Annotated in this window: 7 protein-coding genes; 6 read left to right on the top strand and 1 reads right to left on the bottom strand. The window is 50.5% G+C overall.

The genetic code is table 11. The annotated features are described in order from the left end of the window. The first annotated feature begins 115 nt into the window (after window positions 1-115). Both argS and ACMP1L_RS08425 read left to right on the top strand, forming a co-directional pair. Complete coding sequence (gene argS, locus ACMP1L_RS08430) at window positions 116-1,882, top strand: arginine--tRNA ligase (protein WP_118732772.1); 1,767 nt, start codon at window positions 116-118, stop codon at window positions 1,880-1,882. Window positions 1,883-2,043: 161 nt separating this feature from the next. Further along, the gene (locus tag ACMP1L_RS08425) at window positions 2,044-5,250 is read left to right on the top strand and encodes a DEAD/DEAH box helicase (protein WP_418452669.1); all 3,207 of its coding nucleotides are present in this window, start codon (window positions 2,044-2,046) and stop codon (window positions 5,248-5,250) included. Window positions 5,251-5,474: 224 nt separating this feature from the next. On the opposite strand, the gene ACMP1L_RS08420 is transcribed toward ACMP1L_RS08425, so the two are convergent. Next, window positions 5,475-9,734 (bottom strand): acyl-CoA dehydratase activase-related protein, encoded by a 4,260-nt coding sequence (locus ACMP1L_RS08420; protein WP_418452668.1) that lies wholly within the window; start codon window positions 9,732-9,734, stop codon window positions 5,475-5,477. A 232-nt stretch (window positions 9,735-9,966) separates the two neighbouring features. Here ACMP1L_RS08420 and ACMP1L_RS08415 point away from each other — a divergent pair, with 232 nt between their 5' ends. From ACMP1L_RS08415 to ACMP1L_RS08400, 4 genes are all read left to right on the top strand, one after another. Next, entirely contained in the window at window positions 9,967-10,908 is a 942-nt protein-coding gene (locus tag ACMP1L_RS08415; RefSeq protein WP_118534430.1) for a magnesium transporter CorA family protein, read from the top strand. A 26-nt stretch (window positions 10,909-10,934) separates the two neighbouring features. Continuing rightward, window positions 10,935-11,780, top strand: coding sequence for a hypothetical protein (locus ACMP1L_RS08410; RefSeq protein ID WP_418452666.1), 846 nt, complete (start codon window positions 10,935-10,937; stop codon window positions 11,778-11,780). Window positions 11,781-11,836: 56 nt separating this feature from the next. After that, window positions 11,837-13,276 (top strand): pyruvate kinase, encoded by a 1,440-nt coding sequence (pyk, locus tag ACMP1L_RS08405; protein ID WP_118732768.1) that lies wholly within the window; start codon window positions 11,837-11,839, stop codon window positions 13,274-13,276. A 157-nt stretch (window positions 13,277-13,433) separates the two neighbouring features. Next, complete coding sequence (locus ACMP1L_RS08400) at window positions 13,434-14,705, top strand: diaminopimelate decarboxylase (RefSeq protein ID WP_418452665.1); 1,272 nt, start codon at window positions 13,434-13,436, stop codon at window positions 14,703-14,705. Window positions 14,706-14,838: the final 133 nt, after the last annotated feature.

The following is a 14,838-nucleotide window of genomic DNA, read 5'->3' as shown; positions in this document are numbered from 1 at the left end:
ACAGAAAAGGGATTGTGCCGTGCGGTGCGATCCCTTTTCTTGCATTTTACCCGTAAATCAGGTATAATAATACATCAGGATAAAAGGAAGAACTAAGATCAAAGGAGAGAAAAAGGTGAAGAGAATTCTGGATCTGATCGCAGACGAGATGAAGTCTGCATTTACCGCCTGTGGCTACGATGCGTCTTATGCAAAGGTTGTCTTATCCAACCGCCCGGACTTATGTGAGTACCAGTGCAATGGTGCTATGGCTGCAGCCAAGGCTTATAAAAAGAAACCCATCGACATTGCAAATGAGGTGGTAGAGAAGTTAAACGGCGACACCATGTTTTCCGAGATCAATGCCGTGATGCCTGGTTTCATCAACATCCGCTTAAATGCCGCTTATCTTGCTGATTTCATGAACGGCATGGCCAGGGAAGAGAAGCTTGGTGTGGAGGAAGAAGGCCACGGTGAGACCATCATTGTGGACTACGGCGGAGCCAACGTGGCAAAGCCGCTGCATGTCGGCCATCTGCGTTCTGCTGTTATTGGTGAAAGCGTAAAGCGCATGGGCCGATATTTAGGCTACAATATGATTGGTGACGTACATCTGGGTGACTGGGGTCTGCAGATGGGACTCATTATCGAGGAACTGCGTGACCGTAAGCCGGATCTGGTTTATTTTGATGAGAATTACACCGGAGAGTATCCGTCTGAGCCACCATTTACCATCAGTGAGCTGGAAGACATCTACCCGACCGCCAGCGGCAAGTCCAAAGTGGACGAGGCTTTTAAGGAGCGCGCCCAGACTGCTACCTTTAAGCTTCAGAAAGGCTATCCGCCGTTTACTGCCATCTGGAAGCACATTATGAACGTTTCCCTGGCTGATTTAAAGAGAAACTATGACAACCTGGATGTTCATTTCGAACTCTGGAAAGGCGAGAGCGATGCGGAAGAGTATATTCCGTGGCTGATCCAGGATCTGCAGGACAAAGGCCTGGCATACGAGAGCCAGGGCGCTCTGGTTGTAGACGTCACCGAACCGACCGACTCCAAGGAGCTGCCGCCGTGTATCGTCCGCAAGTCTGACGGAGCTGCTCTGTATGCAACCTCTGACCTGGGAACCATCATCCAGCGTGAGAAGGATTTTCAGCCGGTTAAGTATGTTTACATTACAGACAAGCGTCAGGAGCTTCACTTTAAGCAGGTATTCCGTGTGGCGAAGAAGGCCGGTTATGTAAAACCGGAAACTCCTATGATCCATATCGGTTTCGGAACCATGAACGGTAAAGACGGCAAGCCGTTTAAGACCAGAGAGGGCGGTGTGATGCGTCTGGAACACCTCATCGCGGATATCGATGAGGCTGTTTACAACCGTATCATGGAAAATCGCAGCATGGACGAGGCAGAGGCCAAGGAGACAGCAAAGATTGTCGGACTTGCAGCCTTAAAATACGGTGACCTGTCCAATCAGGCAGCCAAAGATTATGTGTTTGATATTGACCGTTTCATCTCCTTCGAGGGAAATACCGGCCCGTATATTCTGTACACCATTGTCCGCATCAAATCCATTCTGGGCAAGTATGAGGCACAGAATCCGGGTATAAAGGCAGAGACGATTCTTCCGGCAGTCAGCGACGCGGAGAAGACCCTGATGCTGGAACTGTCCAAGTACAACGATGTGATGGAGAACGCCTTCGCAGAGACCGCACCTCACAAGATCTGTCAGTACATTTTCGACCTGTCCAATGCCTTCAACAGCTTCTACCACGATACCCGTATCCTGGCAGAGGAAGACAAAGCGCGCCAGGCAGGCTGGATCGCCCTTATTACTCTGGTAAAACGCGTGCTGGAGGCATGCATCCAGGTACTCGGATTTGAGGCGCCATCTAGAATGTGATGTTACAGCAGTGACATGCAGAGGACAGTGAATCCCGAAAGCGAGTGAGCTTGCTCGCAGAGCCTTTGGGATTTGCTGGCATCTATAGGGCGAAGCCCGCGCAGCGAGATGGAGCGAAGCGGAATCGAGCTGAGGCATGTATAGGCGCAAGGAGGCACTTTATGAAGATAACGGAGTCCGCCACCAGCACGTTCTGGAAGGGGGAGCAGGGAATCCGGGCTTCTGTCCAGGACGGAGATACTTTATATAAGGTGAGCTTATATGTCAAGGGTAGTCAGGTTCGTGACTACTCTTGTTCTTGTGTAAATGGAAATTCCTGCAGAGGCATGTGCGCGCACGCAAAGCTTGTGTGGGAACAATGGAAAAAAGAACAGGAGCAGCATTCCGGCCGTCCTGTCTCCACGTCTCAGGAAATTCGTACCATGATCCGGGAGTATACCAACCGGGAAGTGGCAAAGATCATTGAAGATGCTGAAGAGACAGAAATTCGGCTGGTGCCGCGCCTGATGTTAAAAAACGGTTCTGCCAGTCTGGAATTCAAACTGGGTCGGGATCGTTTTTATATTATAAAGGACCTGATGGCCTTTGCTGAGGCTGTGCGTACGGGGGCCAGCGTATCCTACGGAAAGCAGCTGACCTTTCATCACAGCCTGAACGCTTTTGCGGAGGAGGACAGGGAGCTTTGCACCTTGCTGCTGGAGCTGGTGCAGGTCTATCAGGAGCATTTTGAGCAGTTTCGGAAAAGCTCCTTTGTCACCATGCAGGGACTTCGCACCCTGAATTTAAACCGGGCCAACCGGGACCGTTTCTTTCAGCTGATGGAGAACCGGAATCTGGAGGTGGAGTTCGGTGACGGAACCCACTGCACGGTGCAGGTGAAGCAGGACTGCATGCGCCTTCCGATACAGATTTGCCGGGCAGGACGCGACGGTATTGCCGTTTCCGTAGACCAGGAGCTCTTTGGCATTCCCGGAGAGCGGGGCTGGTATGTGGGCAACGATACAAGCCTGGTGTGTCTTGATGAGAATGAATCTCGGGAACTTGGCGTGTTTTTAGAGCAGGTGCTGAAAGATAAAAAGAGCCACACCCTGGACATTCAGGAGCGTGATATTCCGCTGTTTTATGAGCGTGTGCTGCAGAAAATCCTTCCCTACGCGGAGCTTGCCGTCCACGATGTAGACCTGGAAAGCTACCGACCGAAGGAGCTGAAAGCGCAATTCTCCTTTGACAGTTCCGGACCGGACGAGATTACCATGAAACCGCTTTTGTCCTACGGCGATTTTTCTTTCTCGCCCCTCAATGATGACAAGGTGCCGCGGATCATCTGCCGTGACGTGCCGGGGGAGTTTAAGATCAGTCAGGTGATTACCCGGTATTTCCAGTACCGGGATGGCGAGTCGGAATATCTGGTGATCCGAAATGACGAGGAAGCATTGTACCGCCTGCTTTCGGAGGGAATGGAAGAATTCATCTCCCTGGGGCAGGTCCTGATAACAGATGCGGCGAGAAAGATCCGCGTGTTGCCGTCACCGCAGGTGAAGGTAGGCATTCAGACATCGGGAAGATGGCTGGAACTGAACGTGGATGCAGAGGGTATGAGCCGGAGCGAGCTATTAGATATCCTGGCCGGCTACGATCCGAAGAAGAGGTATTATCGCTTAAAGAACGGAGAATTTTTAGATGTCGGTGAAAACGGGCTGATGACGGTAGCCCGTATGACAGACAGTCTTGGTATTGGGCGGGAAGAATTGTTATCCGGCACTGTCAAGGTTCCGGTCTACCGTGCTCTTTATTTAGACAGTGTGTTAAAAGAGGGCAGCGGCATTACCTTTTACCGGGATAATCTGTTTCGGGCGGTGGTCCGCGGTATGAAGTCAGTGGAGGACAGTGACTATGTGGTTCCGGCGTCTCTTGTGCAGGTGCTGCGCGGTTACCAGAAAACTGGTTACCGATGGTTAAAGACTCTGGATGTGAATGGCTTTGGCGGAATTCTGGCAGACGATATGGGACTTGGAAAGACGATCCAGATCATTGCGCTTTTGCAGGCCGAGGCCCAGGAGCATCCGGAGTCTCAGTCCCTGATCATCTGTCCGGCATCCCTGGTTTACAACTGGGAGAATGAGCTGAAACGGTTTGCGCCGGGACTCACGGTGCAGACTGTGACCGGCACTGCGCCGGAGCGGGAAGAGATTCTGCGCATTGCAGTGCAAACAGGAATGGAAACTACGCAAGCAGCCTTGAAAACAGCAGTAATCCGCCACCCTCAGATCCTCATCACTTCCTACGATCTGCTAAAGCGCGATATCACCTGCTATGAACCATTCCAGTTCCGTTTTCAGGTCATTGATGAGGCGCAGTATATCAAGAACCCGCTGACCCAGAGCGCCAAGTCAGTGAAGCTGATCAAGGCTCAGACCCGCTGCGCGCTGACAGGTACGCCGATTGAAAACCGTCTGGCGGAGCTGTGGAGCATTTTCGATTACCTGATGCCGGGATTTTTATTCACCTATTCCCACTTCCGCAGGCAGTTTGAAGCACCCATTGTTAAAGACGGAGATACGTATGCATTGGAGAGTCTGCGGCGCCTTACCGGGCCCTTTGTTCTGCGGCGTTTAAAGAAGGATGTCTTAAAAGATCTTCCGGACAAGCTGGAAACTGTGGTTTATTCTATGGCAGAGGATGAGCAGAAGCAGCTCTATACGGCTCATGCGCTGGCATTAAAGGAAGAACTGGAGCAGATGAGCGGCGATACCTATGGAAGCGAGCGTATCCAGGTGCTGGCAGAGCTCACCAGGCTGCGCCAGATCTGTTGTGATCCGTCACTGTGCTTTGACCGTTATAAAGGCGGTTCTGCAAAACTCGATACCTGTATGGAGCTGATCACGGGTGGTATCGCAGGCGGACACAAGATTCTGTTGTTTTCCCAGTTTACATCCATGTTAGAACTGATCGGAGCACGCTTAAAGAAAGAGGGTATCACCTTCCATGAACTGACGGGGGCAACCCCGAAGGAAGAGCGTATCCGCATGGCCGGAGCATTTCAGACTGATGATACACCGGTCTTTCTCATTTCCTTAAAGGCCGGAGGAACCGGATTGAATTTAACTGCTGCCGATGTTGTCATCCATTACGATCCGTGGTGGAACGTGGCAGCCCAGAACCAGGCAACCGACCGCGCACACCGCATCGGTCAGGAAAAACAGGTATCGGTATTTAAGCTGATCATGAAAGATACCGTAGAGGAAAATATCTTAAAGCTTCAGGAGCAGAAGCAGGATCTGGCAGACCAGATTATATCCGGGGAGCAGGTTTCCATCGGCAGCCTCACCAGGGAAGAACTGCTGAAAATTTTATCCCCGCAGCTGTAACTGTTTGGGAATAGTAATGTTCTGGCAGTGTTTTATTTTATGGCAGAGTGAATATGGGTTGTAGTCCATGTCTTTTGTAGCGGAGCCAATACAATAGGAAATGAATGAGACCGCCTTCCGGGATTTTCAGCATATCAAGATGCAAACAAGGATATGTGAAAATAGAGGAAGGCGGTCTCGTTCTCTTCCGGACCTTTATTAGTTCCGTCCTATAATTGCTATTTTTATGAAATCGCTTTGTCATTTTCCGCGAGCAGCTGTTTCTGCGCTGTGGCCAGCATCAGCTTGATCCGGTTTAACTGGTTTACTTCGCTGGCACCAGGGTCGTAATCGACTGCGATGATGTTGGCTTCCGGATGAGATGCGCGCAGTTCTTTGATGACGCCTTTTCCTACGATGTGGTTCGGCAGACATCCGAACGGCTGGGTGCAGACGATATTTTTGACACCGCTGTGAATCAGCTCCAGCATTTCGCCTGTTAAAAACCAGCCTTCACCGGTCTGGTTGCCCAGGGATACATAATGCTTTGCCATATCTGCCAGTTCCCAGATGCGGGACGGCGGGGTGAAGTTCTTGCTGGCTTCCAGTTCTTTTCGTGCAGTCTTGCGGAAGTATTCCAGTAAGGAGATTCCTAAATTGCACAGGCGGGCAGTGGAGCGCTTGCCGCCAAGATGGTCTGCTTTGAAGTTGCTGTTGTAGAAGCAGTAAAGTAAGAAGTCCATCAGATCCGGCATCACAGCTTCGGCTCCTTCGGATTCCAGCAGGTCCACGATGTGGTTGTTGGCCAGTGGGGAGAACTTAACCAGAATCTCACCGACAATGCCGACCTTCGGTTTCTTCACGTCTAAACGTGGCAGTTCATCAAAATCGTGGATGATTCCTTTAATGTTTCGTCCGAACTCCATCATATTTGCAGAACGGGTGGAGAGACTCTTGATGCAGCGTGCCTTCCACTTTTCATGCAGCGCGTTTGCGGAGCCCGGCACTTTTTCGTAAGGACGTGTTGCGTAGAGCACGCGCATGAAGATATCGCCGTAAACTACGCCCTGCATAGCCTTGGTGATAAGGCTTGGGGTGAAGGTAAAGCCCGGATTCGTCTCCATGCCGTTGGCATTGACGGAGATGACCGGAACCTGCGGCATGCCTGCCTTGTCCAGTGCACGGCGGATAAATCCGATATAGTTGGAGGCACGGCAGCCGCCGCCGGTCTGGCTCATGAAGACGGCTGTATGGTCTAAGTCATATTTGCCGGATAATAGTGCATCCATGATCTGGCCAATGACGATCAGGGACGGGTAGCAGGCGTCATTGTTGACATACTGCAGGCCCACATCTACGGCACTTTTACTGTCATTTTTCAGAACCTCAATCTTGTAGCCGAAGGCGCGGATAGCCGGTTCGATCAGTTCAAAGTGGATGGGAGACATCTGCGGGCAGAGCAGGGTGTAGTCCTTCTTCATCTTCTTGGTAAAGATGACACGGTTGTAAGCGCTGGATACAACTTTGCGCTCGAAATGCTTCTGCTGGCGCACCTTTAAGGCTGCGATAAGGGAACGGATACGGATTCTTGCCGCGCCCAGGTTATTGACCTCATCAATCTTTAATACGGTATAAATTTTGCCGGAACCGGTCAGGATATCATGTACCTGGTCGGTGGTGACGGCATCCAGGCCGCAGCCGAAGGAGTTAAGCTGGATCAGATCCAGGCATTCGCTGTTCTTCACATAGGTTGCGGCGCGGTAGAGTCTGGAGTGGTACATCCACTGGTCGGTAACGATGAGCGGGCGCTCTGCGTCAGCCAGGTGGGAGATGGAATCCTCGGTAAGAACCGCAAAACCGTAGGAGGTGATGAGCTCCGGGATACCGTGGTTGATTTCCGGATCTACATGGTAAGGCCGGCCGGCCAGCACGATGCCGTGACGCTCATGCTCCTTTAACCAGGCGATGGTTTCCTCTCCTTTTTTCTCCATGTCGCGGCGGGATGCCAGAAGCTCCTCCCATGCAGCGTGTGCTGCCTTCTGCACTTCGACAGAGGATATATCATATTCTTTGCCAAATTCTACGATGAGCTGTTTTGTCAGCACTTCCTCGTTGGTGAAGGCGAAGAACGGATTCATGAAGTGGACATCAAACTCAGTGAGCTCTTCCACATTGTTTTTGATGTTCTCGGCGTAAGAAGTGACCATCGGGCAGTTGTAGTGGTTGCCTGCCTGCGGAGTTTCGTTGCGCTCGTAGGGGATACACGGATAGAAGATATCGCGTACACCCTGACGGATGAGCCAGGAAATATGACCGTGCACCAGCTTGGCCGGGTAGCACTCAGATTCACTCGGGATGGACTCGATGCCCAGCTCGTAGATCTTTCTGGTGGACTGCGGGGACAGGATCACACGGAATTTCAGTTCCTTTAAGAAAGTAGCCCAGAATGGGAAATTCTCGTACATGTTCAGGACCCGCGGGATACCGATGGTACCGCGTTCGGCTTCATCTGCCGGAAGGGGCTCATAGTCGAACATGCGGTGATACTTGTAGTCAAACAGGTTCGGAATCTCTTTTTTGGCCTTTTCTTTTCCAAGGCCGCGCTCGCAGCGGTTGCCGCTGACGAACTGACGTCCGCCGTCAAACCGGTTGATGGTGAGGACACAGTGGTTGGTGCAGCCCTTGCAGCGTGCCATGGAGGTTTCATATTTTAAGGAAAGAATCCGGTCAAGGGACAGCATGGAAGTGCCCTTCTGCGGATTGCAGCGTTCTCTCGCGATGAGAGCGGCTCCAAATGCACCCATGATACCGGCAATGTCCGGGCGGACGGCCTCGCAGCCTGCGATTTTCTCAAAGCTTCGCAGAACAGCATCATTGTAGAAGGTACCGCCCTGAACCACAACGTGTTTGCCCAGGTCGGATGCGCTGGTGATCTTGATAACCTTAAACAGCGCATTTTTGATGACGGAGTACGCAAGACCGGCGGAGATATCCGCAACGGTAGCCCCTTCCTTCTGGGCCTGTTTGACGTTGGAGTTCATGAATACGGTACAGCGGGTGCCCAGGTCAGTCGGATTCTTTGCAAAGAGAGCTTCTTTCGCAAAGTCGATGACAGAATAGTTTAAGGACTTTGCGAAGGTCTCGATGAAGGAGCCGCAGCCCGAAGAGCAGGCCTCGTTTAACTGGACGCTGTCTACGGTATGGTCTTTGATGCGGATGCACTTCATGTCCTGGCCGCCAATGTCCAGAATACAGTCTACATCCGGTTCAAAGAATGCAGCTGCGTAGTAGTGGGAGATGGTCTCCACCTCGCCCTCGTCTAACATCAGGGCGGATTTTAACAGGGCCTCACCGTATCCGGTGGAGCAGGACCAGGCAATATGAGCGGTCTCTGGCAGTTTTTCCTTAATCTCGGAAATAGCCCGGATGGCGGTGGCAATGGTGCTTCCGTTATTGTTGTCGTAAAAGCTGTAAAGCAGGCTTCCGTCTTCGCCGACCAAAGCCACCTTGGTGGTGGTGGAACCGGCATCAATGCCCAGGTAGCAGCTGCCGCTGTAGGTGGATAAGTCACCTTTTTTCACCTGATGCTGTGCATGACGGGCCTGGAATGCGTCATAATCTTCCTGGGATGCAAAGAGCGGATCCATACGCTTGACTTCAAACTCCATCTTGATGCCGGAGGTGAGGCGGCTGATCATATCGCTTAAGGATACGGTCACCTTCTCGTCTGCGTTCATGGCTGCGCCGATGGCAGCAAACAGATGAGAATGATCCGGTGCGACAATGTGATCGGCATCCAGGTTCAGGGTGCGGATGAAGGCATGGCGAAGCTCCGGTAAAAAGTGGAGCGGGCCGCCAAGAAATGCCACGGTGCCGCGGATCGGCTTGCCGCAGGCCAGACCGCTGATGGTCTGATTGACCACCGCCTGGAAAATGGATGCGGACAGATCTTCCCTTGTAGCTCCTTCATTGATGAGCGGCTGGATATCGGATTTTGCGAAAACGCCGCAGCGGGCTGCAATCGGGTAGATCATCTGGTAATTTTTGGCATATTCGTTCAGACCGGCTGCATCCGTCTGTAAGAGGGATGCCATCTGGTCAATGAAAGAACCTGTGCCGCCTGCGCAGATGCCGTTCATGCGCTGGTCGATGCCTCCTGTAAAGTAAATGATCTTGGCATCTTCACCGCCAAGCTCAATGGCCACATCGGTCTGCGGGGCATAATCCTGAAGGGCAGTAGCAACGGCTACGACCTCCTGGGTGAAGGGCACGTTTAAGTGTCCGGAAAGTGTCAGTCCGCCGGAGCCGGTGATGCTTGGGGAAACAGTCATCTCACCGAGCTTTTCTTTTGCCTTTGATAATAAAAGAACGAGCGTCTCCTGAATGTTAGCATAGTGGCGCTCGTAGTCGGTAAATAAGATATGCTGTTCACTGTCTAATACTGCGATTTTAACGGTTGTGGAACCAATATCGATTCCTAGGGTATTATTATGTAATAAATTCATTTGATGCGGGGAAAACCCCTGCCTCCTTATCTAAAAACACACACTCTCTCAGTGTACAGTGCAGAGTTTAACATAAAATCTTCCATATTACAATTTATAGGAGCGTAAAAAATTAGTTAAGAAATTGTATAACTTCTGTCAGAAGTGAAAAAGAACGGTCAATAGATTTGACAAACAGGAACTCAGAATTTATAATAAGATAGCCGAAACAGGGGAAAGGAACCAAAGACGCATGATACGCATATTTAAAACGGAAGATGGCGCGATCCATCAGATCGATGAAGCAGAAGCTGGCTGCTGGATTGCATTAACCAACCCGACAGCGACGGAGATCCTCGAGATCGCGGAACGTTATGAGATCGACCCGGATCATGTCCGGGCACCTCTGGATGAGGAAGAACGGTCCCGTATTGAAATTGAAGATCACTACAGCCTGATCCTCGTGGATATCCCTGTGATCGAGGAACGAAACGAAAAAGACTGGTATGTAACCATCCCTATGGGCATTATCATGTCTGACACCATCATCATTACCGTGTGCCTGGAGGAAACTCCGGTCCTGAACGCATTTATGGATGGAAGAGTCCGTGACTTCTTTACTTATATGAAGACACGCTTTATTCTTCAGATCCTGTACAAGAATGCGTCCCTTTACCTGCAGTATCTGCGTATTATTGATAAAAAGAGTGATATTGTAGAAAAAGAACTTTACAAATCTCCACGAAACCAGGAGCTCATCGAGATCCTGGAGCTGCAGAAGAGCCTTGTGTACTTTACTACCTCCCTTCGTTCCAATGAGGTGGTGCTGGAGAAGCTCTTAAAGAGTGAGAAGATCAAGAAGTATCCGGAAGACACAGACCTCCTCGATGATGTCATCATCGAGAACAAGCAGGCCATCGAGATGGCCAACATCTATAGCGGCATTTTAAGCGGAACCATGGATGCGTTTGCATCGGTTATTTCGAACAACCTGAATATCGTCATGAAGTTTCTGGCTACCATCACCATCGTCATGTCGATCCCGACCATGGTGTCCAGCTTTTACGGCATGAATGTCTTGAGCAGCAGTATGCCGTTTGCAACGAATCCCTATGGATTCGTCATCGTCATCGTACTTTCCGTGATCCTGACTTGCGCGGTAGCGTGGATCTTTGCAAAACGGAACCTGTTCTGATGATATTTTATAAGGAAGGAAACTGCATGAAATTTTTTTCGGATTTTGAACGAAAGTATCAGAAATACGCGATCCGCAATCTGATGTATTACATCACCATTCTTTATGCGGTCGGCCTGATCGTGTGGATGCTAGATCCCATGATCTACTATAACTATTTGAGCCTGAATGTGGGTATGATCCTGCATGGACAGATCTGGCGCCTGGTCACTTTTCTGATCTATCCGCCGGCCTTTGGCTCTTTTAGCTTCACCCAGATCTTTTATGGACTGATCGCGTTATTTCTATATTATAATCTGGGACAGACACTGGAATATGTCTGGGGCTCTTTCCGCTTCAACGTATTCTTCTTTATGGGAGTGCTGGCACAGATTGCGGCATCCTTTGTGGGCTACCTGGTATTTCATCAGTACTGGCTGTTATCCACCGGATTTTTGAACGCTTCTCTGTTCCTGGCCTTCTGCATCATCAACCCGGATGCGCAGTTTTATCTGTTTTTTGTGCTTCCGGTCAAGGCAAAATGGATGGCAGTTGCGGAGACAGCCGTTTATCTGTATGATTTTATCACAGGAGGAATCGCCGTGAAGGTAGAGCTGGTGATTTCCATGATCACCATTATCCTGTTTTTCCTGATGACCCGAAACTACAGGCGCTACGCGCCGAAGGAGATCAAACGCCGGCAGGAATTCAAACAGCAGGCGAAGATCGTCGTTCCGGGCAAGACCCGTCACCGCTGTGCGGTGTGCGGCAGAACCGAGCTGGATGGTCCGGAGTTAGAGTTCCGGTACTGTTCCAAATGCGAGGGCAATTATGAGTATTGTCAGGATCATTTGTACACGCATCAGCATGTTACAAAGGATTCTGTGCAATAAATAGATTAGTTTCATGTTAACAGATTTATAAAACTATTTTGGAGGACAACACATCAATGAAAAAAACAAAGATCATTTGTACTATGGGACCAAACACCAACGACCGCAATCTGATGAAGGCGCTTGCTGAGAACGGCATGGACATCGCGCGTTTCAATTTCTCCCATGGTGATTATGAAGAGCAGAAGTCCCGCCTGGATATGTTAAAGAGCATTCGTGATGAGCTGGATCTCCCGATCGCAGCACTTCTGGATACCAAGGGACCGGAGATCCGTACCGGCCTGTTAAAAGACGAGAAGAAAGTAACCTTAAAAGAGGGTCAGACCTACACCCTGACCACCCGTGAAATTGTCGGCGACGACCAGATCGGCTTCATCAACTACAACGGACTTCCGGCAGATGTTGAGGCAGGCAACACCATCCTCATCGATGATGGCCTGATTGAGCTCAAGGTTCAGGAAGTAGTAAACGGCACCGATATCGTCTGCACCGTTGTAAACGGCGGTGAGCTCGGCATGCGCAAGGGCGTAAACGTACCGAACGTTAAGATCAAGCTTCCGGCACTGACTGAGAAGGATAAAGCAGATATCCGCTTCGGTATCGAGCAGGGCTTCGATTTCATCGCAGCTTCCTTCGTCCGTACCGCAGATGCTGTCCGCGAGATCCGCGCTATGTTAAATGAGGCTGGTTCTTCCATCCAGATCATCGCAAAGATCGAGAACGCAGAGGGTATCGAGAACCTGGATGACATCATCGAGGCCAGCGACGGCATCATGGTAGCGCGTGGTGACATGGGCGTAGAGATTCCGGCTGAGCAGGTTCCGCATATCCAGAAGACCATCATCCGCAAATGTAATCTGGCATGCAAGCCGGTTATCACCGCAACCCAGATGCTGGATTCCATGATCCGTAATCCGCGTCCGACCCGTGCAGAGGTAACTGACGTTGCAAACGCAGTTTACGACGGAACTGACGCAGTAATGCTTTCCGGTGAGACCGCTATGGGTAAATATCCGGTAGAGGCTCTGAAGATGATGGCTCAGATCTGTGAGACTTCCGAGCAGTACCTGGATTATAATGCATACCGCATGAGAAGAGTTTCCACCGCAAATCGCAAGAATATTTCCAACGCAGTTTGCTACTCATCTGTATCCACCGCTCATGACCTGGAGGCAGATGTTATCATCGCTCCGTCCATCAGCGGATTTACCACCCGTCTGCTGTCCAAGTGGAGACCGAGCACAACCGTAATCGGCCTTTCCCCGAGCGCAACCGCAGTACGCCAGATGCAGATTTACTGGGGCGTAAAGCCGTTCCAGGCAAGACGCGCAGACTCCACAGACCTTCTGATTGAGTCCTCGGTTGAGCTTCTGAAAGAAAAAAATGTAGTCAAGAGCGGAGATGTGGCAGTTGTAACCGCAGGCGTGGTAAGCAAGAACACCCGCCACGAGCCGGCAAGCAGCACCAATATCATGCGTGTGGTAGTTGTTGAGTAATTTTTCATAATTTTTCATATTCATAGAAAGAACTGGACAAAGAAGTCTGATATAGGTTACAATCAGTTTGATTGCGGCCTGATCAGGCTTCTTTCTTTTATTTTGTATATTGAGGAAACGCCATTGGCGCATCCGTTGATTTTAGAGAGGAGATACCATGGAGAAGAAACCATTTGTAACCAAAGCACAGTTAGAGGAGATCACAAAGACCTATCCGACACCGTTTCATCTGTACGATGAAAAAGGAATCCGTGAGAACGCAAAGCGTTTAAAAGAGGCATTTTCCTGGAACAAGGGATATAAGGAGTATTTTGCGGTAAAGGCAACTCCGAATCCTTATATTCTGAAAATCCTGCAGGAGTATGGCTGCGGTACGGACTGTTCCTCTGCAACTGAGCTGATGATGTCTGATGCAACCGGTTTCTCCGGCCATGACATCATGTTCTCCTCCAATGATACTCCGCCGGAGGAATTCAAGCTGGCCAATGACCTGGGCGCTATCATCAACCTGGATGATATCACCCACATCGAGTGCGTAGAGAAAACTCTGGGCTTTATCCCGAAGACGATCAGCTGCCGCTATAACCCGGGCGGAATCTTTAAGATCAGCAACGACATCATGGATAATCCGGGAGATTCAAAATACGGCATGACTACCGAGCAGATGTTTGAGGCCTACAAGATCCTAAAGAAAAAGGGTGCGGAGAACTTCGGTATGCACGCATTCCTCGCAAGCAATACGGTAACTAACGAGTATTATCCGATGCTGGCAAAGGTTCTGTTTGAGCTGGCTGTCAAGCTGAAAGAGGAGACCGGTGCACACATTACCTTTATCAACCTGTCCGGCGGAATCGGAATCCCATATCGCCCGGAGCAGGAGCCGAACGATATTATGGCGATCGGTGAGGGTGTCCGCAAGGTATATGAGGAGGTTCTTGTTCCAGCTGGTATGGGCGATGTGGCAATCTATACCGAGCTTGGCCGTTTTATGCTGGCACCTTACGGCTGTCTGGTGACCAGGGCCATTCATGAGAAGCACACTCACAAAGAGTATATCGGCGTAGATGCCTGTGCAGTAAACCTCATGCGCCCGGCTATGTATGGTGCTTACCATCACATTACCGTAGCAGGAAAAGAGGATGCTCCGTGCGATCATAAGTACGATGTAACAGGTTCTCTCTGCGAGAACAACGATAAATTCGCCATCGACCGCATGCTTCCGCAGATAGATATGGGTGATTTGTTAGTCATTCACGATACCGGAGCACACGGATTCGCTATGGGCTACAACTACAACGGAAAGCTGAAATCCGCTGAGCTGCTCTTAAAGGAGGATGGCTCCGTACAGATGATCCGCAGAGCAGAGACCCCGCAGGATTACTTTGCGACACTGGATGTGTGCCCGATGATGGAGAAATACCTCAAATAAAAATATTGAGACGGAACCACTAAAAGGTCCGAAGTTCCGGAAACCGCGTACAGAAACGCAGAAACGGTGGAATTTTGCGCTTTGTTCACTGCGCCGCCTATTGTCAGACCTGCGACCCAAACTCGCACGCGCT

The sequence above is a fragment of the Ventrimonas sp. genome, from assembly GCF_048380235.1.
In the GTDB taxonomy this organism is placed as follows: Bacteria; Bacillota; Clostridia; order Lachnospirales; family Lachnospiraceae; genus Brotaphodocola.
This window is presented reverse-complemented; position numbering and strand designations above follow the sequence as displayed.

What these genes read in the sequence shown, in the direction of transcription:
- ACMP1L_RS08425 (WP_418452669.1), top strand. Translation starts at nt 2,044, where the DNA reads ATGAAGATAACGGAGTCCGCCACCAGCACGTTCTGGAAGGGGGAGCAG.
- ACMP1L_RS08420 (WP_418452668.1), bottom strand. Translation starts at nt 9,734, where the DNA reads ATGAATTTATTACATAATAATACCCTAGGAATCGATATTGGTTCCACA.
- ACMP1L_RS08415 (WP_118534430.1), top strand. Translation starts at nt 9,967, where the DNA reads ATGATACGCATATTTAAAACGGAAGATGGCGCGATCCATCAGATCGAT.
- ACMP1L_RS08410 (WP_418452666.1), top strand. Translation starts at nt 10,935, where the DNA reads ATGAAATTTTTTTCGGATTTTGAACGAAAGTATCAGAAATACGCGATC.
- pyk (WP_118732768.1), top strand. Translation starts at nt 11,837, where the DNA reads ATGAAAAAAACAAAGATCATTTGTACTATGGGACCAAACACCAACGAC.
- ACMP1L_RS08400 (WP_418452665.1), top strand. Translation starts at nt 13,434, where the DNA reads ATGGAGAAGAAACCATTTGTAACCAAAGCACAGTTAGAGGAGATCACA.